At 70.5% G+C, this 17301-nt stretch carries 19 protein-coding genes and 1 pseudogene; 18 read left to right on the top strand and 2 right to left on the bottom strand.

The features are described 5' to 3' along the window. Nucleotide 1 precedes the first annotated feature (1 nt). Nucleotides 2-1186: a CaiB/BaiF CoA transferase family protein gene (locus ACAG26_RS18790; protein WP_370484628.1), complete on the top strand. Its 1185-nt coding sequence runs from the start codon at nt 2-4 to the stop codon at nt 1184-1186. Nucleotides 1187-1204: 18 nt separating this feature from the next. Beyond that, nucleotides 1205-2113 carry a CoA ester lyase gene (locus ACAG26_RS18785; protein ID WP_370484575.1) on the top strand — a complete coding sequence of 303 codons (909 nt, stop codon included), beginning with the start codon at nt 1205-1207 and terminating at the stop codon, nt 2111-2113. Nucleotides 2114-2211: 98 nt separating this feature from the next. Here ACAG26_RS18785 and ACAG26_RS18780 read toward each other — a convergent pair whose 3' ends face one another. Then, entirely contained in the window at nt 2212-2832 is a 621-nt protein-coding gene (locus tag ACAG26_RS18780) for a hypothetical protein (protein WP_370484574.1), read from the bottom strand. 144 nt (nt 2833-2976) lie between these two features. Between ACAG26_RS18780 and ACAG26_RS18775 the strand changes: the two genes are divergently transcribed. From ACAG26_RS18775 to aroQ, 12 genes and pseudogenes are all read left to right on the top strand, one after another. Beyond that, nucleotides 2977-3378 carry a secondary thiamine-phosphate synthase enzyme YjbQ gene (locus ACAG26_RS18775; RefSeq protein ID WP_370484627.1) on the top strand — a complete coding sequence of 134 codons (402 nt, stop codon included), beginning with the start codon at nt 2977-2979 and terminating at the stop codon, nt 3376-3378. A 111-nt stretch (nt 3379-3489) separates the two neighbouring features. Beyond that, nucleotides 3490-6171 (top strand): alanine--tRNA ligase, encoded by a 2682-nt coding sequence (gene alaS, locus ACAG26_RS18770; RefSeq protein ID WP_370484573.1) that lies wholly within the window; start codon nt 3490-3492, stop codon nt 6169-6171. 3 nt (nt 6172-6174) lie between these two features. After that, a complete protein-coding gene (gene ruvX, locus ACAG26_RS18765) occupies nt 6175-6672 on the top strand; it encodes a Holliday junction resolvase RuvX (protein ID WP_370484572.1) in 498 nt (165 codons plus the stop codon). Nucleotides 6673-6718: 46 nt separating this feature from the next. Further along, nucleotides 6719-7900 (top strand): endolytic transglycosylase MltG, encoded by a 1182-nt coding sequence (mltG, locus tag ACAG26_RS18760; protein ID WP_370484626.1) that lies wholly within the window; start codon nt 6719-6721, stop codon nt 7898-7900. Further along, entirely contained in the window at nt 7897-8691 is a 795-nt protein-coding gene (locus ACAG26_RS18755; protein WP_370484571.1) for a shikimate dehydrogenase, read from the top strand. The genes mltG and ACAG26_RS18755 overlap by 4 nt, the downstream gene beginning before the upstream one ends. Before the next feature lie 8 nt (nt 8692-8699). Next, on the top strand, nt 8700-9107 hold the full coding sequence (locus ACAG26_RS18750) for a prepilin peptidase (RefSeq protein ID WP_370484570.1): 408 nt from the start codon (nt 8700-8702) through the stop codon (nt 9105-9107). A gap of 379 nt (nt 9108-9486) precedes the next feature. Beyond that, nucleotides 9487-9903, top strand: a complete 417-nt coding sequence (locus ACAG26_RS18745) for a hypothetical protein (RefSeq protein ID WP_370484569.1) — start codon at nt 9487-9489, stop codon at nt 9901-9903. After that, complete coding sequence (locus ACAG26_RS18740) at nt 9891-10229, top strand: hypothetical protein (RefSeq protein ID WP_370484568.1); 339 nt, start codon at nt 9891-9893, stop codon at nt 10227-10229. The genes ACAG26_RS18745 and ACAG26_RS18740 overlap by 13 nt, the downstream gene beginning before the upstream one ends. Nucleotides 10230-10369: 140 nt before the next feature. Further along, complete coding sequence (gene aroC / locus ACAG26_RS18735; RefSeq protein ID WP_370484625.1) at nt 10370-11578, top strand: chorismate synthase; 1209 nt, start codon at nt 10370-10372, stop codon at nt 11576-11578. Continuing rightward, a pseudogene (locus tag ACAG26_RS18730) lies at nt 11578-12084 on the top strand (shikimate kinase); the annotation flags it as partial. The gene aroC and the pseudogene ACAG26_RS18730, both read left to right, overlap by 1 nt. 167 nt (nt 12085-12251) lie before the next feature. Beyond that, nucleotides 12252-13340 (top strand): 3-dehydroquinate synthase, encoded by a 1089-nt coding sequence (aroB, locus tag ACAG26_RS18725; RefSeq protein WP_370484567.1) that lies wholly within the window; start codon nt 12252-12254, stop codon nt 13338-13340. Continuing rightward, nucleotides 13337-13765: a type II 3-dehydroquinate dehydratase gene (gene aroQ, locus ACAG26_RS18720; protein WP_370484566.1), complete on the top strand. Its 429-nt coding sequence runs from the start codon at nt 13337-13339 to the stop codon at nt 13763-13765. The genes aroB and aroQ overlap by 4 nt, the downstream gene beginning before the upstream one ends. Here aroQ and ACAG26_RS18715 read toward each other — a convergent pair. Continuing rightward, nucleotides 13762-14439, bottom strand: coding sequence for a B-4DMT family transporter (locus tag ACAG26_RS18715; protein ID WP_370484565.1), 678 nt, complete (start codon nt 14437-14439; stop codon nt 13762-13764). The genes aroQ and ACAG26_RS18715 overlap by 4 nt on opposite strands. Before the next feature lie 33 nt (nt 14440-14472). Here ACAG26_RS18715 and ACAG26_RS18710 point away from each other — a divergent pair, with 33 nt between their 5' ends. From ACAG26_RS18710 to ACAG26_RS18695, 4 genes are read left to right on the top strand one after another with little or no spacing between them, the layout of a single operon-like run. Then, nucleotides 14473-15573, top strand: a complete 1101-nt coding sequence (locus ACAG26_RS18710) for a M24 family metallopeptidase (RefSeq protein WP_370484564.1) — start codon at nt 14473-14475, stop codon at nt 15571-15573. A 13-nt stretch (nt 15574-15586) separates the two neighbouring features. Continuing rightward, nucleotides 15587-16150: an elongation factor P gene (gene efp / locus ACAG26_RS18705; RefSeq protein WP_071029927.1), complete on the top strand. Its 564-nt coding sequence runs from the start codon at nt 15587-15589 to the stop codon at nt 16148-16150. 2 nt (nt 16151-16152) lie between these two features. Continuing rightward, entirely contained in the window at nt 16153-16629 is a 477-nt protein-coding gene (nusB, locus tag ACAG26_RS18700; protein ID WP_370484563.1) for a transcription antitermination factor NusB, read from the top strand. 38 nt (nt 16630-16667) lie between these two features. Further along, the gene (locus tag ACAG26_RS18695; RefSeq protein ID WP_370484562.1) at nt 16668-17009 is read left to right on the top strand and encodes an antitermination protein NusB; all 342 of its coding nucleotides are present in this window, start codon (nt 16668-16670) and stop codon (nt 17007-17009) included. Nucleotides 17010-17301 lie beyond the last annotated feature (292 nt).

The following is a 17301-nucleotide window of genomic DNA, read 5'->3' as shown; positions in this document are numbered from 1 at the left end:
GATGCTGGACGGCATCCGGGTGCTGGATTTGGCCACCCTGGCGGCCGCGCCGCTGGCGGCCACCTACCTCGGCGAATTCGGCGCCGACGTGATCAAAATCGAGCAGCCCGACGGCGGGGATCCGATCCGCAGCTGGGGCAACCAGCGCGACGACGTCGGGCTGATGTGGAAGTCGGTCTCCCGCAACAAACGGTCGATCACCTGCAACTTGCGGGTGCCCGACGGTCAGCAGCTGGTGCGCAAGCTGGTGGCACACGCCGATGTGGTGATCGCCAACACCCGACCGCAGACACTGCGCAAATGGGGCCTGGACTACCCGGCGCTGCGCGAAGTCAACGACCGCATCGTCATGCTGCACATCACCGGTTTCGGGCTGACCGGCCCGAAAAGTGAGCGACCCGGCTTCGGCACCCTCGGGGAGGCGATGAGCGGGTTCGCCAACATCACCGGCGAGGCCGACGGGCCCCCGACGTTGCCGCCGTTCATGCTGGCCGACGGGGTCGCCTCGCTCAACGGCGCCTACGCGGTGATGATGGCGCTGTATCACCGCGACGTGCACGGCGCGCCCGGCCAGCTGATCGACATCAACCTGATCGACCCGCTGGCGCGGCTGCTCGAGCAGACCCTGCTGGGCTACGACCAGCTCGGGTTGGTGCCCACCCGGGCCGGCAACCGCTGGGACATCTCGGCGCCGCGCAACACCTACCGCACCGCCGATGGCCGCTGGCTGGCGATGTCGGGCAGCTCACCGGCGTTGGCGCTGCGGGTGTTTCGCGCGATCGGGCGCGCCGACCTGGTCGACGACGCCGACTTCTCCGACCCGCAGCGGCGGCTGGCCCGGGCCCGCGAGGTCGACCAGGTGGTCGCCGACTGGGTGGCCACCAAGACGCTGGCCGAGGCGGTGGCGGTCTTCGACGCCGAACAGGTGGCCGCCGCGCCGGTGTATGACATCACCGACCTGGTCGCCGACGAGCAGCTCGCCCACCGCGAGGTGTTCGTCAAGGTCGGCGACTCCCAGCTGGGCGCGATGACCGTGCAGGCCCCGGTGCCGCGGTTCTCCGACGCCGCCGGGCGCGTCGAGCATCTGGGCCCGCGGCTGGGGGAACACAACACCGAGGTGTACGGCGAGCTGCTGAACCTGACCGCATCCGACATCGACGACCTGCGCGCCCGCGGCGTGCTGTGAACTAAGGAGACCACCGAAATGACCTCGCTGTTGCGCCGCTCGGAGCTTGCCGTGCCCGCCAGCAACGACAACATGTTCGCCAAGGCGGCCGCCTCGGAGGCCGACCTGGTGTTCCTGGACCTGGAGGACGCCACCGCGCCCGCCTATAAAGAGGCCGCCCGGGCCAAGGTCATCGCCGCGCTCAACGACCTGGACTGGGGGCGCACCGCGCGCGCCATCCGGATCAACGGGTTGGACACCCAGTGGTGCCACGACGACATCATCGAGGTCGTCACCGCGGCCGGGGCGAATCTGGACACCATCGTGGTGCCCAAGGCGTGCACCGCCCGCGACGTGTGGTGGGTCGACGTGCTGTTGACCCAGCTGGAGGACAAGCTGGGGCTGGATCGCAAGATCCGGCTGGAGGTGCTGATCGAGGAGGTCGAGGGCCTGGCCAACGCCGAGGAGATCGCGAAGGCCAGCCCGCGCGTGGACGCGCTGATCTTCGGTGTCGGCGACTTCTCGCTGTCCCAGGGCGCCCGGGTGGACACCAACTTCGTCCCGCTGGGCGAGTACCCCGGCGACTTTTGGCACTACGCCCGCGCCAAGGTGCTGGTCGCCGCCCGGATCGCCGGGATCGACGCGATCGACTCGCCCTATCCCGACTACGCCGACCTCGACGGCTACCAGAAGGAAGCCCGACGCGCGTCGCTGCTGGGTTACACCGGCAAGTGGGCGATTCACCCCAGCCAGATCCCGGTCGCCAACCAGGTGTACGCGCCGACCCCGGAGGAGATCGCGCTAGCCGAACGCAATATGGCCGCCTACCGCGACGGCGAGGCCAAGGGTTTGGGTGCGGTCGGGGTCAACGGGGTGCTCGTCGACGCTGCGCACGTCAAGATGGCCCAAGCCACCCTGGCGCGGGCCGCCCTGATCAACGGGGCGTAGGCGCCGCCGTGCGCCGAGATCGACACCAGCGCGGCATCCACTCGCTGTTGTTCGCGCTGCTGTCGATCTCGACGCCGGGGGCCTCGCGGGGCTAGCGGCTACACCAGCTCGGGCACCCGCAGGTGAGCCAGCGCCAGCTCGAATTCACATTCGTCGAGTTCCTCGGCGCCCGCCTCCCGCAGCGACCTGAGCTTGAGCTCGGTGGCCTGGTCCCGGTTGCGTTCCATCGCCTCAACGCTGTCGAAGGTGGCGCACGACACGGCGCGCCCCGACGCGCGGTCCACCATCAGGCTGGCGCTGCAGAACCCGGTGAGGTTTTCCAGTTGCGGCAGCACCGAGTCCTTGTAGTGCTGGATGCCCTCGTCGACCCGGTCCGGGGACACCTTGACCCAGGTGGCCCGTACCCCAGAGCCGTCCTGGCTGCGGTGCTCCCGATGCAGCACCGCGATATCCCATTCCTCGACGTCGGGTGCGCCCCCGAACGTCGCCGCGGCCCGGTCCCGAATCGGCCGTACCCGCTCGGCGCTGTCGTGCATCGCCTCGTCGTTCTCCCACGAACTGGTGGCGATGCAGCGACCGGATTGCCGGTCGACCAACAACGACACACCGACACACCCGTCAATCTGCTGGAGGGCGGGCATCACTTCGTCGCGAAGATGCGCAATTCCTGCGTCAATGGACGACGGTTGCGCGGTAATGGTGCTAGAGCGTGCGTACACGATCCGCTCCTCGGTCGGGGCAGCGCCCCGGTGGCGCCACCGGTCCAGGTACCACCTTCCTCCGCTGGATCCGCTGTGGCAATGGGCTTTTGCGTCTGCTCGGCGGAGAGTCTCCACGTAGGGTGGAGACATATGGACACCCACGTGCTCGACATCGACACCGCGCGGCGTCGCACCGTCGACCTCACCGCGCAGGTCCGGTCGTTTTGCGCCGGGCACGGCGACGGCCTGTGCAATGTGTTCGTGCCGCACGCGACGGCCGGGGTGGCCATCATCGAGACCGGCGCCGGCAGCGACGCCGACCTGGTCGACACGCTGGAGCGGCTGCTGCCCCGCGACGACCGCTACCGCCACGCCCACGGGTCACCGGGCCACGGCGCCGACCACGTGATGCCGGCGCTGGTGGCGCCGTCGATCACGGTGCCGGTCGCCGACGGGGCGCCGCTGCTGGGCACTTGGCAGTCCGTGGTGCTGGTCGACCTCAACCGGGACAACCCGCGGCGAACGGTACGGCTGAGTTTTGTTGGGGCTGCCACGGCGCGGTAGCCCCGGTGACCGCGGCCACAGCCGCCGCTTCGTTGGCGTAAAAGAGGGAATGAGAAGACCGGTACTGTAGTGCCGTTAATAAGGTGCGATGCGGCAGGAAAGCGACTTCAAGTGCAGACACACGAGATCAGGAAACGGTTCCTCGATCATTTCGTGAAGGCGGGCCACACCGAGGTGCCCAGCGCCTCGGTGATCCTCGACGACCCCAACCTGCTGTTCGTCAACGCCGGCATGGTGCAGTTCGTGCCGTACTTCCTCGGCCAGCGCACCCCGCCGTACCCGACGGCCACCAGCATCCAGAAATGCATCCGCACCCCCGACATCGACGAGGTCGGGGTCACCACCCGGCACAACACCTTCTTCCAGATGGCCGGCAACTTCTCGTTCGGCGACTACTTCAAGAAGCGCGCCATCGAGTTGGCGTGGTCGCTGCTGACCGCCAGCATCGACGACGGTGGCTACGGGTTTGACCCGGAGAAGCTGTGGGTCACCGTCTATTTGGACGACGACGAGGCCGTGGGGCTGTGGCAGCAGATCGCCGGTCTGCCCGCCGACCGGATCCAGCGCCGCGGCATGGCCGACAACTATTGGTCGATGGGCATCCCCGGCCCGTGCGGCCCGTCCTCGGAGATCTACTACGACCGCGGCCCGGAATTCGGCGTCGACGGCGGCCCGATCGCCAACGAGGACCGCTACCTCGAGATCTGGAACCTCGTGTTCATGGAAAACGAGCGCGGCGAGGGCGCCTCCAAAGAGGACTTCGAGGTGCTGGGGCCGTTGCCGCGCAAGAACATCGACACCGGGATGGGTGTCGAGCGGGTGGCGTTTTTGCTGCAGGGCGTGCACAACGTCTACGAAACCGATCTGCTGCGGCCGGTGATCGACACCGTGGCCCGCAAAGCTCCCCGCGGCTACGACATCGGCAGCCACGACGACGACGTGCGTTACCGCATCATCGCCGACCATTCCCGCACCGCGGCGATCCTGATCGGCGACGGCGTCAGCCCCGGCAACGACGGCCGCGGCTACGTGCTGCGCCGCCTGCTGCGCCGGGTGATCCGCTCGGCCAAGCTGCTGGGCATCGACGGCCCCATCGTCGGCGAGCTGATGGCATGCGTCCGCGACGCGATGGGCCCGTCGTATCCGGAGCTGGTCAGCGACTTCGATCGGATCCACCGGATCGCGGTGGCCGAGGAGACCGCGTTCAACCGCACCCTGGCGTCCGGGTCCAAGCTGTTCGACGACGCCGCCCAGGCCACCAAGGCCGCCGGTGCCACGGTGCTGTCCGGCACCGACGCGTTCACCCTGCACGACACCTACGGCTTCCCGATCGAGCTCACCCTGGAGATGGCCTCGGAAGCCGGCCTGGCCGTCGACGAAGCCGGGTTCCGCACCCTGATGGCCGAGCAGCGGCAACGCGCCAAGGCCGACGCCGCCGCCCGCAAACACGCCCACGCCGACCTGAGCGCCTACCGGGAGCTGATCGACGCCGGGCCCACCGAGTTCACCGGGTTCGACGAGCTGACCTCGGAGGCGCGGATCCTGGGCGTGTTCGTCGACGGCAAACGGGTGCCGGTGGTGAGTCACGGTGACGCGGTGAGCGCCGACCGGGTGGAGCTGGTGCTGGACCGCACCCCGCTGTACGCCGAAGCCGGCGGGCAGATCGCCGACGCCGGCACGATCAGTGGCGGCGCCACTGCCAAGGCCGCCGTCACCGATGTACAAAAGATTGCCCAAACACTGTGGGTGCACCGGGTCAACGTGGAGTCCGGGGAATTCGTCGAGGGCGACACCGTCATCGCCGCGGTGGACCCGGCGTGGCGCAAAGGCGCCACCCAGGGTCATTCGGGCACCCACATGGTGCACGCCGCGCTGCGGCAAGTCTTGGGGCCCAACGCCGTTCAGGCCGGGTCGCTGAACCGGCCCGGGTATCTGCGGTTCGACTTCAACTGGCAGGGCCCGTTGACCGACGAGCAGCGCCGCCAGGTCGAGGAGGTCACCAACGAGGCGGTGCAAGCCGACTTCGCGGTGCACACCTTCACCGAAGAGCTGGAGAAAGCCAAGGCGATGGGCGCCATGGCGATGTTCGGGGAGCGCTACCCCGAGCGGGTCCGGGTGGTCGAGATCGGCGGCCCGTTCTCGCTGGAGCTGTGCGGCGGCACCCACGTGCACAACTCGGCGCAGATCGGCCCGGTCACCATCCTGGGCGAGTCCTCGGTGGGTTCCGGGGTGCGCCGGGTGGAGGCCTACGTCGGGTTGGAGTCGTTCCGGCACCTGGCCAAGGAACGGGCCCTGATGGCGGGGCTGGCGTCGTCGCTCAAGGTGCCCTCCGAGGAGGTGCCGGCCCGGGTGGCCACCCTGGTGGACCGGCTCAAGGCCGCCGAGAAGGAACTCGAACGCGCCCGACTGGCCTCGGCGCGGGCCGCCGCCGCAAATGCCGCCGCCGGCGCCGAGCGCATCGGTAATGTCCGACTGGTGGCGCAGCGGATGTCCGGCGGGATGACGGCGGGGGACCTGCGGTCGCTGGTCGGTGATATCCGCGGCAAGCTCGGCAGCGATCCCGCCGTGGTGGCGTTGATCGCCGAGGGCGACGACTCGGTGCCCTACGCGGTTGCCGTCAACGCCGCCGCCCAGGACGCCGGGCTGCGCGCCAACGACCTGGTCAAAGCGTTGGCGGTGCAGGTGGACGGCCGCGGCGGCGGCAAGGCCGACCTGGCACAGGGGTCGGGGAAGAATCCGTCCGGGATCGAGGCTGCTCTCGACGCGGTCCGGGCCGAGATCGCGCGGAGTTAGCCGGTGACCGACACACATCGTCTGCCGGACCGGCCCGCCGGGCCGGTCCGGGGGCGGCGGCTGGGCATCGACGTGGGCAGTGTGCGGATCGGGGTGGCCTGCAGCGACCCGGACGGCATCCTGGCCACCCCGGTGGAGACCGTGCGTCGGGAGAAGTCCAATACCCACCTGGCCCGGATCGCCGAGCTGGTCGCCGAGTACGCGGCCGTCGAGGTCGTGGTCGGCTTCCCGCGCACCCTGGCCGACCGGACCGGGCCCGCGGCCCGCGATGCGATCCACCTGGCCGACGCGTTGGCGCGGCGCATCGACCCGATCCCGGTGCGGCTGGCCGACGAGCGGCTGACCACGGTCAGCGCGCAGCGGTCGCTGCGGGCCGCCGGGATACGCGCCAAGGGCCAACGCGGCATCATCGACCAGGCGGCGGCGGTGGCGATCCTGCAGAGCTGGCTGGATCAGCAGCGCGGCGCGCTGACGCCGCCCGGGGGGGTCAACGGTGCCTGAATCCCGCCGAGCCCGCCCGGAGGCCGTCGGACCGCCCCGCCGGGCGATGAGCCGCGCCGAGCGCAACCGGGCCCAGCGGGGTCACCGCCGGCATCGCCTCGCCAGCGGGTTCGCCATCGCCGCGCTGATCGTGGTCATCGTGGCCGCGGTGTTCCTCGGCTCCAAGCTGTGGCACAGCTTTTCCGGCCCGTCTAACGACTACCGCGGCGACGGCAAACGGGATCTGGTGATCGAGGTCCACACCGGCGACTCGACCACCGCGATCGCCGAGACGCTGCACACCCACGGTGTGGTGAAAACCGTCAAGGCGTTCGTCGACGCCGCGCACGGCAACTCCAAGATTTCGGCGATCCAGCCCGGTTTCTATAAGACCCGCACCGAGATCCCGGCATCGTCGGCGGTCACGCGGCTGGTCGACCCCAACAACCGGGTGGGCCGGCTGGTGATCCCGGAGGGCCGTCAGCTCGACGACACCACCGACATGAAATCCAACGCGGTCACCGACGGCATCTTCAGCCTGATCTCCAAGGCCAGCTGCGTGGATCTGGACGGGGACCGGCGCTGCGTCAACGTGGACGACCTGCGGGCGGCGGCCGGCACCGGCCCGCTGGCCGCGCTGTCGGTGCCGCCCTGGGCCACCCAGCAGGTGACGGCGATGGGCGACGACCATCGCCGGGTCGAGGGCCTGATCGCGCCGGGCACCTGGAACGTCAACCCGTCGGCCTCGGCCCAGAAAATCCTGGGCACCCTGATCGCCGACAGCGCCGCCAGCTACGCGCAGTCCGGGCTGCAGGACACCGCCACCGCGTTGAACATGACGCCCTACGACGTGCTGGTGGTGGCGGCGCTGGTGCAGCGCGAAGCCAAGCCACAGGACTTTCCCAAGGTGGCCCGGGTCATCTACAACCGGCTCAACGAGCACCGCAGCCTGGAATTCGACTCGACGGTGAACTACCCGTTGGACCGTCGGGAGGTGGCCACCACCGACGCCGACCGCGCCCAGCACACGCCGTGGAACACCTATCTGCTGCACGGGCTTCCGGCCACCCCGATCTGTTCCCCCGGGGTGGAGGCGCTCGGTGCGGCCGAGCGGCCGGCGGAGGGGGACTGGCTGTACTTCGTGACCATCGACGACGCGGGCACCACGCTGTTCACCCGGGACTACCAGCAGCATCTGGCCAACATCGAGCTGGCCCGACGCAACGGTGTCCTCGACAGCACCCGATGAGCGCCCGCAAGGCGGCCGTGCTGGGGTCGCCGGTCGCGCATTCGCGCTCCCCGCAGCTGCATCTGGCGGCCTACCGCGCGCTGGGCCTGCACGACTGGAGCTATGACCGCATCGACTGCGGCGCCGACGAGTTGCCGCGGCTGGTCCGCGGTTTCGGGCCGGAGTGGGTCGGGGTGTCGGTGACCATGCCGGGCAAGTTCGCCGCGCTGGCGTGCGCCGACTCGGCGACGGCGCGCGCGGAGTTGGTCGGCTCGGCCAACACCTTGGTACGCGGCGCCGACGGGTGGCACGCCGACAACACCGACATCGACGGGGTGCGCGGCGCACTGGGCGCGGTGTCCGGGCGCGCCGTGGTCCTCGGCTCGGGCGGGACCGCCCCGGCGGCGGTGGCGGCGCTGGCCGATCTCGGCGTCGACGGGATCACCGTGGTGGCCCGCAACCCGGACAAGGCCGCCCGGTTGGTGGACCTCGGCGCCGGGCTGGGGGTGCCGACCGTCTTCTGCGGCCTCGACGATGCCGGATTGGCCGAGGTGGCGGCGGCCTCGGCGGCGCTGGTGTCCACCGTGCCGGCCGAGGTGGCCGCGCGGTACGCGCCGGTGCTGGCGCCGGTGCCGGTGCTGCTGGACGCCATCTACGACCCGTGGCCGACGCCGCTGGCGGCGGCGGTGGCGACCGCCGGTGGCCGGGTGATCAGCGGCCTGCAGATGTTGCTGCATCAGGCGTTCACCCAGGTGGAATTGTTCACAGGGCGCCCGGCTCCGCGAGCGGCGATGGAGGCGGCGCTGGGTTAGCCTGCCGCATGCTGGCGGGGGCGGTGCTGCTGTGGCTGGGGGCGCTCAGCGGCTACGACGCGGTGTGCCGTCGGCTGCCGAACTGGCTCACCCTGCCCGGCGCGGTGTCGATCCTGGCCGGTGCCGCGCTGGCCGGCCGCGGCGGGCCGGCGGCGGCGGGGGCGTTGGCGCTGGCCGGGGTGTATCTGCTGGTGCACCTGGTGGTGCCGACGGCGTTGGGCGCCGGGGACGTCAAGCTGGCGCTCGGTGTCGGCGCTTTGACCGGGTGTTTCGGTGTCGACGTGTGGGTGTTGGCGGCGCTGGGCGCGCCGGTGCTGACCGCGGGGTGGGCGCTGCTGCGCGGGGTGCGCGTGGTGGCGCACGGGGTGGGGATGTGTGTGGCCAGCGCCGTCGCGGTGGGGCTGGTGCTGTGGTGAGCATTTCTTCCGGGTGACGCGCAGCACCCCCCGGTCACTTGGCTACGTCTGGCCACTTGGCTACCAGGAGCCACTCCGGCATCCGCTCCCAACCAGGTGGTATTGCTCGAAGTCGATGGCATATCCGATATCACCGCTGGTCTGCTATCAATGGCGATATCCGTTCCGCGAAGGCCCTAATCCTCCGGACAGCGACGCAAGAGGCTGCTGAGGTTCCTGAGGCCTGACCGGGTGCCCGAACATGTCGTAGGCCGTTGGTACTACCAGCTCGTACACACGACGACAGGTTTCGCCATGAACACCATTCCGAAGACGGCTTCCGCAATTTCTGTCTGCGCGTTGCCCGTCACGCTGGCCGCGGTGTAGGTGTGGTTCGGCTATGCAGGGCGGCGATGCGGGTTGTCGGGGCAGTGTCGATCGCTCGCGGGTGCGCCATGTAGCACAGCACGAACTCGACACCGCGGCTCGGTTGGCGAAGTTCGGTTTCCGCGTCGTGCTGCGTGAAGCAGACGTTGAGTCGACGGCCGACGCGTACGTCAATGATGTACTGGCCGATTTCAAGTGGTCCTCATCGAGCAGGACGGGAAACATTCAAACCCAGGTAAAGAAGCGGCGCGACAACCAAGGACCACGGTTCATCGTGGACATCTCCAGTTCGTCGCTTGCGATCGATGAGGTAGCGCCCGCCATGCAGCGGCTTTGCGACCAGTACCCCGACAGGATCGTCACTATCATGGTGGTCGATCGGATGGCGATGCGAGTAGTTGGTGAGGAGGTGCCACAGTGGCGGCTGTAGACGACATCGACATCGCTGGCGCCGACTCGATGAACCAAGTTGCGGAGACCGTCTCCGCCCTGCTGTCGGTGCCAGTGTCTTGCTTGCACGACGGTCGGCCCTATCTGCAGGTCGATGACCGCACACGAGTCCTGCTATACCCGCACAGCGATTACCCGGGACAGTGGATCGTCGAGGTGTACCACGCGGGCGATGTCGCTACCCGTCAACGCCTTGCGCGGCGGATCTATCACCACTTGGCGGACCACACTAACTGGGATCTCACTCTCAATTCCGACGACGACCCCGGCTACGTCGTCGCATCCCGAACCAAGACGCACACCTAGTCCGCGGGTCACCGATCGCCGAGTGTGCAGCCAGGGCGACAATCGCGCCCAGATTCCACCCTGAGCGCACGTTGGGTGTCGCCGGGCGGCACGGGCCCGGTTTTTGGGCCGGTAGCACCCGACATGGGAAGATGGGACACGTGTTGCGTTGGACGACCGCCGGTGAATCCCACGGCCGCGCGTTAGTGGCCGTCGTCGAAGGCATGGTCGCCGGGGTGACGATCACGTCTGAGGACATCGCCGACCAGCTGGCCCGCCGCCGGCTCGGCTACGGCCGCGGCGCCCGGATGAAGTTCGAGCGCGACCAGGTGACGCTGCTGGCCGGGGTGCGGCACGGCGCCACCCTGGGCGGGCCGATCGCCGTGGAGATCGGCAACACCGAATGGCCCAAGTGGGAACAGGTGATGGCCGCCGACCCCGTCGACCCCGCCCAACTCGACGTGGCCCGCAACGCGCCGCTGACCCGGCCCCGGCCCGGCCACGCCGACTACGCCGGCATGCTCAAGTACGGCTACGACGACGCCCGGCCGGTGTTGGAGCGGGCCAGCGCCCGCGAGACGGCCGCCCGGGTGGCCGCCGGGACGATCGCGCGGCAGTTCCTCAAGCAGGCCCTCGGCGTCGAGGTGCTCTCGCACGTCGTGTCGATCGGCGCGTCGGAACCCTACGACGGCCCGCCGCCGCAGCCCGCCGACCTGCCCGGCATCGACGCCAGCTCGGTGCGGGCCTACGACAAGGCGGCCGAGGAAGCCATGATCGCCGAGATCGAAGCCGCCAAGAAGGACGGCGACACCCTCGGCGGCGTGGTGGAGGTGGTCGCCAGCGGCCTGCCGGTCGGGCTGGGGTCGTTCACCAGCGGCGACAACCGGCTCGACGGGCAGCTCGCCGCCGCGGTGATGGGCATCCAGGCGATCAAGGGCGTCGAGATCGGCGACGGGTTCGCCACCGCCCGCCGCCGCGGCAGCGCCGCCCACGACGAGATGTATCCGGGCCCCGACGGCGTGGTGCGCTCCACCAACCGGGCCGGTGGGCTCGAAGGCGGCATGACCAACGGCCAACCGTTGCGGGTGCGGGCGGCGATGAAACCGATCTCCACCGTGCCGCGGGCGCTGGCCACCGTGGATATGACCACCGGCGAGGAGGCCGTCGCCATCCACCAGCGCTCCGACGTGTGCGCGGTCCCCGCCGCCGGGGTGGTCGTCGAAACCATGGTGGCGCTGGTGTTGGCTCGCGCCGCGCTGGAGAAGTTCGGCGGCGACTCGCTGACCGAAACCCGACGCAACATCGAGGCCTACCGGCACGCGGTGGCCGAGCGGGAACCGGCGACCGACGACGTGCGGGCCTCGGGGTGATGGCGCCCAAGGCCGTACTGGTGGGGCTGCCCGGCTCGGGTAAGTCCACGATCGGGCGTCGGCTGGCCAAGACGCTGGGGGTGGACATGCTCGACACCGACGCCGCGATCGAGCAGCAGACCGGACGGACCATCGCCGACATCTTCGCCACCGACGGGGAAGCCGAGTTCCGCCGCATCGAGGAGCAGGTGATCCGGCAGGCCCTCGACGAGCACGACGGGGTGCTGTCGCTGGGCGGCGGCGCCGTCACCACCGACGGGGTCCGCGACGCGCTGGCCGGGCACACCGTGGTCTTCCTGGAGATCAGCGCCGCCGAAGGGGTGCGGCGCACCGGCGGCAACACGGTCCGGCCGCTGCTGGCCGGCGGGGACCGCGCCGAGAAATTCCGGGCCCTGATGGCCCACCGGGTTCCGTTGTACCGCCGGGTCGCGACGTTTCGGGTGAACACCAACCGGCGCAACCCGGGCGCGGTGGTCCGCTACATCGTGGCGCGGCTGGAGAACCCGGTGGCGCCCGCGCGGCGGCGGCCCAGCTCGGCGCGGTGGCGCCGTTCCCCGGCCCGCAAGTCCCCGCCGGTGCAACTGGAGACCGCGGCCGGTACCGCCGAGCCGTCGTCGCCGCCCACCCCGGCCACGCCCGCCGCGCTGGCCGCCCGGCGGGCCGGGATCCGCAAATGACCGCCGACACCGCGCCGGTCACCGTGCAGGTGGCCGTCGACCCGCCGTACCCGGTGCTGATCGGCACCGGGCTGCTTGGCGAGCTGGGCGAGGTGCTGGCCGGGCGGCACCGGGTCGCGATCCTGCACCAGCCGACGCTGACCGAAACCGCCGAAGCGGTCCGCAGCTACCTGGCCGAGCGGGGCATCGACGCGCACCGCATCGAAATCCCCGACGCCGAAGCCGGCAAGGATCTGCCGGTCGTCGGCTTCATCTGGGAAGTGTTGGGCCGCATCGGGATCGACCGCAAAGACGCGTTGGTTAGCCTGGGCGGCGGCGCGGCCACCGATGTGGCCGGCTTCGCCGCGGCGACCTGGCTGCGCGGGGTGTCGATCGTGCACGTGCCGACCACCCTGCTGGGCATGGTCGACGCGGCCGTCGGCGGCAAAACCGGCATCAACACCGACGCCGGCAAGAACCTGGTGGGCGCCTTCCACCAGCCGGCCGCGGTGCTGGTCGACCTGGCGACCCTGGAAACGTTGCCGCGCAACGAGATCGTGGCCGGCATGGCCGAAATCGTCAAGGCCGGTTTCATCGCCGACCCGGTGATCCTGGACCTCATCGAAGCCGACCCGGCCGCCGCGCTGGACCCCGCCGGTGCGGTGCTGCCCGAGCTGATCCGCCGGGCGATCATCGTCAAGGCCGAGGTCGTGGCCGCCGACGAAAAAGAGTCGCAGCTGCGCGAAATCCTCAACTACGGGCACACGTTGGCGCACGCGATCGAGCGCCGGGAACGCTACCAGTGGCGGCACGGCGCGGCCGTGTCGGTGGGGTTGGTGTTCGCCGCCGAGCTGGGCCGGCTGGCCGGCCGGCTTGATGACGCCACCGCCGACCGGCACCGGACGATCCTGACGTCGCTGGGTTTGCCGGTCAGCTACGACGCCGACGCGCTGCCCCAGCTGCTGGAATACATGGCTGGCGACAAGAAGACCCGGGCCGGCGTGTTGCGGTTCGTCGTGCTGGACGCGCTGGCCAAACCCGGCCGGCTCGAGGCCCCGGACCCGTCGCTGCTGGCGGCGGCCTACGCGGAGGTGGGCACCCGATGACCATCAACGTCTTCAACGGTCCGAATCTGGGTCGGCTGGGCCGCCGCGAACCCGAGGTGTACGGCGACACCACCCACGACGACCTGGTGGCGCTCCTGGAAGTCGAGGCCGCCGACCTCGGCGTGAAAGTGGTGGTGCGGCAAAGCGACAGCGAAGCCCAGCTGCTGGAATGGATCCACGCCGCCGCCGACGCCGGCGAACCGGTGATCCTCAATGCCGGTGGCCTGACCCACACTTCGGTGGTGCTGCGCGACGCGTGCGCCGAACTGCGTGCCCCACTGATCGAGGTGCACATCTCCAATGTGCATGCCCGCGAGGAGTTTCGGCGGCACTCCTATCTGAGCCCGATCGCCACCGGCGTGATCGTAGGCCTCGGCGTGCAGGGCTACCTGCTGGCGCTGCGGTACCTGGCGGAAACCGGTTAGGGCTGCGGCCGGTCCTCGGGACGGATGACGCCGGTGGTCTCCTCGTCCGGCGCAATACCGCCGGCCGCCTCGGTGGGGAACTCCTGGACCGGGCCGGCGTCGCGGTAGTGCGCGCCCCCGGAGGTCACCGCGCTCGCGGCCGCCGTCGCGTCTTCGCCGGCCTCGGCACCGCCCACGCTGACCGCGGCGAACACGTCGGTGTCGGCCCGGTCCTCGCCGGCGGCCAGGCCGTGGTGCCGCACCGGCGCCTTCGCCAGCTGCCGGTCGACCCGCCACCGGCCGATCGCCACCCCGGCCAGCGCCGCCAAGAACACGAGCAGGGCGGTGAACGCGGCGAAGGTGGTGAGCTCGTTGAGGATCCCGCCGGTGTACAGCGCCTTGTCGAACAGCCCGAGCAGCCACGCCACCACGCCGCTCAGCGCCCCGGCCACCAGACCGGCGACCAGCCAGACCATCGCCAAGTCGGCCCGGCGATCCGGGTCCGGGTTGGCCATCGCGTCGGCGCGGCCGTCGCGCAGCCCCCAGACCACCGCCCCGATCGCGAACAGCAACACCAGCGCCACGCTGATCAACCCCGACCACGTCGGGAAGGTGTTGATCAGCGCACCCTGCACCACCCGGACCACGAGCATCGCGGCCGCCAACACCAATCCGCGCAACAACCAGTTCCTCATGGGGCCACAGCGTAGCGAGTACCGTCGACGGACGTGACACATTCCCAGCGCTGCGACAACCTGCGCGCCCGCCTACAGGCGGCCGAACTGGACGCGATGCTGGTCAGCGACCTGACCAACGTGCGCTACCTGTCCGGGTTCACCGGCTCCAACGCCGCGCTGCTGGTGTTCGCCGACGAGCGGCCGCCGGTGCTGGCCACCGACGGCCGCTACCGCACCCAGGCCGCGCAGCAGGCCCCCGACCTCGAGGTGGCCATCGAGCGGGCCTGCGGGCGGCACCTGGTGGCGCGGGCCGCCGCGGCCAAGGTGGGTCGGCTGGGCTTTGAGAGCCACGTGCTCACCGTGGACGGGTTTGAGGCGCTGACCACCGAGGTGGACCCGGCGACCACCGAGCTGGTGCGCGCGGCCGGCACGGTGGAGGCGCTGCGCGAGGTCAAGGACGCCGGCGAGCTGGCGCTGCTGCGGCTGGCCTGCGAGGCCGCCGACGCCGCGCTGACCGACTTGCTGGACCGGGGCGGGCTGCGGCCGGGCCGCACCGAGCGCGAGGTGGGGCGGGAGCTGGAGGCGCTGATGCTCGACCACGGCGCCGACGGGGCGTCGTTCGAGACGATCGTGGCCGCCGGGGCCAACTCGGCCATCCCGCATCACCGGCCGACCGACGCGGTGTTGGCCGCCGGCGACTTCATCAAGATCGATTTCGGGGCGCTGGTGGCCGGCTACCACTCCGATATGACCCGCACGTTCATCCTGGGGCCGGCCGCCGACTGGCAGCGCGACGTCTACCGGTTGGTGTCCGCCGCCCAGCGGGCCGGCCGCGACGCGCTGGCGGCCGGCGCCGACCTGGCCGAGGTGGACGGCGCGGCGCGCCGGGTGATCGCCGACGCCGGCCACGGCGAGCGCTTCGGCCACGGCCTGGGCCACGGGGTGGGGCTGGAAATCCACGAAGCGCCCGGGATCAACGCGAAGGCCGCCGGTACACTGCTTGCGGGCTCCGTGGTGACCGTGGAGCCCGGTGTCTATTTGCCCGAGCGCGGCGGTGTTCGCATTGAGGACACGCTGGTCGTGGCCCCGGACACCGCCGGGCAGGACCCGGAATTGCTGACCCGGTTCCCCAAGGAACTGACCATCTTGTAGGAGACATACCGACGTGGCATCCACTGCCGACTTCAAGAACGGACTCGTGCTGGTCATCGACGGCCAGCTGTGGCAGATCGTCGAGTTCCAGCACGTCAAACCAGGTAAGGGTCCGGCGTTCGTGCGGACCAAGCTGAAGAACGTGGTGTCCGGCAAGGTGGTCGACAAGACCTACAACGCCGGGGTCAAGGTGGAGACCGCCACCGTGGACCGGCGCGACACCACCTACCTGTACCGCGACGGCTCGGACTTCGTGTTCATGGACAGCGAGGACTACGAGCAGCACCCGCTGCCCGAGACGCTGGTCGGCGACGCAGCGAACTACCTGCTGGAGAGCATGCCGGTGCAGATCGCGTTCCACAACGGCGCCCCGCTGTACCTGGAGCTGCCGGTCAGCGTCGAGCTGGAGATCACTCACACCGAGCCGGGCCTGCAGGGCGACCGGTCCAACGCCGGCACCAAACCGGCCACCGTGGAAACCGGGGCGCAGATCAATGTGCCGCTGTTCATCAACACCGGCGACAAGATCAAGGTCGACACCCGCGACGGCAGCTACCTGGGCCGCGTGAATGCCTGACCATGCCTGACGGCAAGCCGGTCAAGGGCCGGCATCAGGCCCGCAAACGCGCCGTCGACCTGCTGTTCGAGGCCGAGGCCCGCGGGTTGACCCCGGCGGCGGCGGCCGAGGCGCGCACCGCGCTGGCCGCGGCCAAACCGGAGGTGGCCGCGGTGCACCCGTACACGGCGGCGGTGGCCCGCGGGGTGACCGAGCACGCCGCCCACATCGACGACCTGATCACCTCGCATCTGCAGGGCTGGACGCTGGAGCGGCTGCCCGCGGTGGACCGGGCCATCCTGCGGGTCGCGGTGTGGGAGCTGCTGCACGCCGACGACGTGCCGGAGCCGGTCGCCGTCGACGAGGCGGTGCAATTGGCCAAGGAGCTGTCCACCGACGACTCGCCGGGTTTCGTCAACGGCGTGCTGGGGCAGGTGATGTTGGTGACGCCGCAGATCCGCGCGGCCGCCCAAGCAGTGCGGGGCAGCCAGGAACCGTGACCCGCCGGTAGCGAAGCGATGAGGAGGAGCGGCACCTCGTGACCCGCCTGGAGCTGCGCGTGCTGATCGCCGGGGCAATGGCGGCGACGGTGGTGCTGGGCGCGGTGGTGTGCGCGGCTTACGGGTGGGCGGCGCTCGCCGCGGCGTTGGCGATCTACGCGCTGGGGGTGGGCGCCTGGCTGTACCACGCGATCGAGCGGCTCGTCGTCGCGCGCCGCATCAGCACGGTGCGGTCGGTGGCCAAGCCGTTGCAGCCGATGCTGCCGCTGATGGCGGCGATCATGGGGTTGACCCAGGCCGTGGTGCGCTCGCTGTCCGACGTCACCGAGGTCCCGGCGCGGCGCTGGCGGGCGATCGGTCGGCGCAGCGACGAAGACTGACCTCGCCGCCCCACGCACTGCGCCGAGCGTGCCCGCCCGTCGCGCCGGACGACTCGATGCGCCGAGCGTGCTCGCCCGTCGCGCCGAGCGTGCGTCCAGGGCGGAAAAACCGCGAAAATGCCGCCGTAGCCGCACGTTCGGCGAACGGGCAGCGCGCCGTGCCGGTCGGCCCGGGTGGACCTACCGGGGCGGCACCTACGCTTTGGTCTTGCCGCCGAACACGATTCCGCCGATACAGCACCCGGTGATCAGCACGCACATCGCCGCGGTCAGCCAGGCCGACGGGCCGGTG

This window comes from Mycobacterium sp. pUA109 (assembly GCF_041287095.1).
GTDB lineage: Bacteria > Actinomycetota > Actinomycetes > Mycobacteriales > Mycobacteriaceae > Mycobacterium.
The sequence above is the reverse complement of the archived record's forward strand: the minus strand, read 5'-3'. Positions and strand labels throughout refer to the sequence as shown.

Coding starts and splice junctions, on each gene's coding strand:
- ACAG26_RS18790 (WP_370484628.1), top strand. CDS start 2: ATGCTGGACGGCATCCGGGTGCTGGATTTGGCCACCCTGGCGGCCGCG.
- ACAG26_RS18785 (WP_370484575.1), top strand. CDS start 1,205: ATGACCTCGCTGTTGCGCCGCTCGGAGCTTGCCGTGCCCGCCAGCAAC.
- mltG (WP_370484626.1), top strand. CDS start 6,719: ATGAGCCGCGCCGAGCGCAACCGGGCCCAGCGGGGTCACCGCCGGCAT.
- ACAG26_RS18755 (WP_370484571.1), top strand. CDS start 7,897: ATGAGCGCCCGCAAGGCGGCCGTGCTGGGGTCGCCGGTCGCGCATTCG.
- ACAG26_RS18750 (WP_370484570.1), top strand. CDS start 8,700: ATGCTGGCGGGGGCGGTGCTGCTGTGGCTGGGGGCGCTCAGCGGCTAC.
- ACAG26_RS18745 (WP_370484569.1), top strand. CDS start 9,487: ATGCAGGGCGGCGATGCGGGTTGTCGGGGCAGTGTCGATCGCTCGCGG.
- aroB (WP_370484567.1), top strand. CDS start 12,252: ATGACCGCCGACACCGCGCCGGTCACCGTGCAGGTGGCCGTCGACCCG.
- aroQ (WP_370484566.1), top strand. CDS start 13,337: ATGACCATCAACGTCTTCAACGGTCCGAATCTGGGTCGGCTGGGCCGC.
- ACAG26_RS18715 (WP_370484565.1), bottom strand. CDS start 14,439: ATGAGGAACTGGTTGTTGCGCGGATTGGTGTTGGCGGCCGCGATGCTC.
- nusB (WP_370484563.1), top strand. CDS start 16,153: ATGCCTGACGGCAAGCCGGTCAAGGGCCGGCATCAGGCCCGCAAACGC.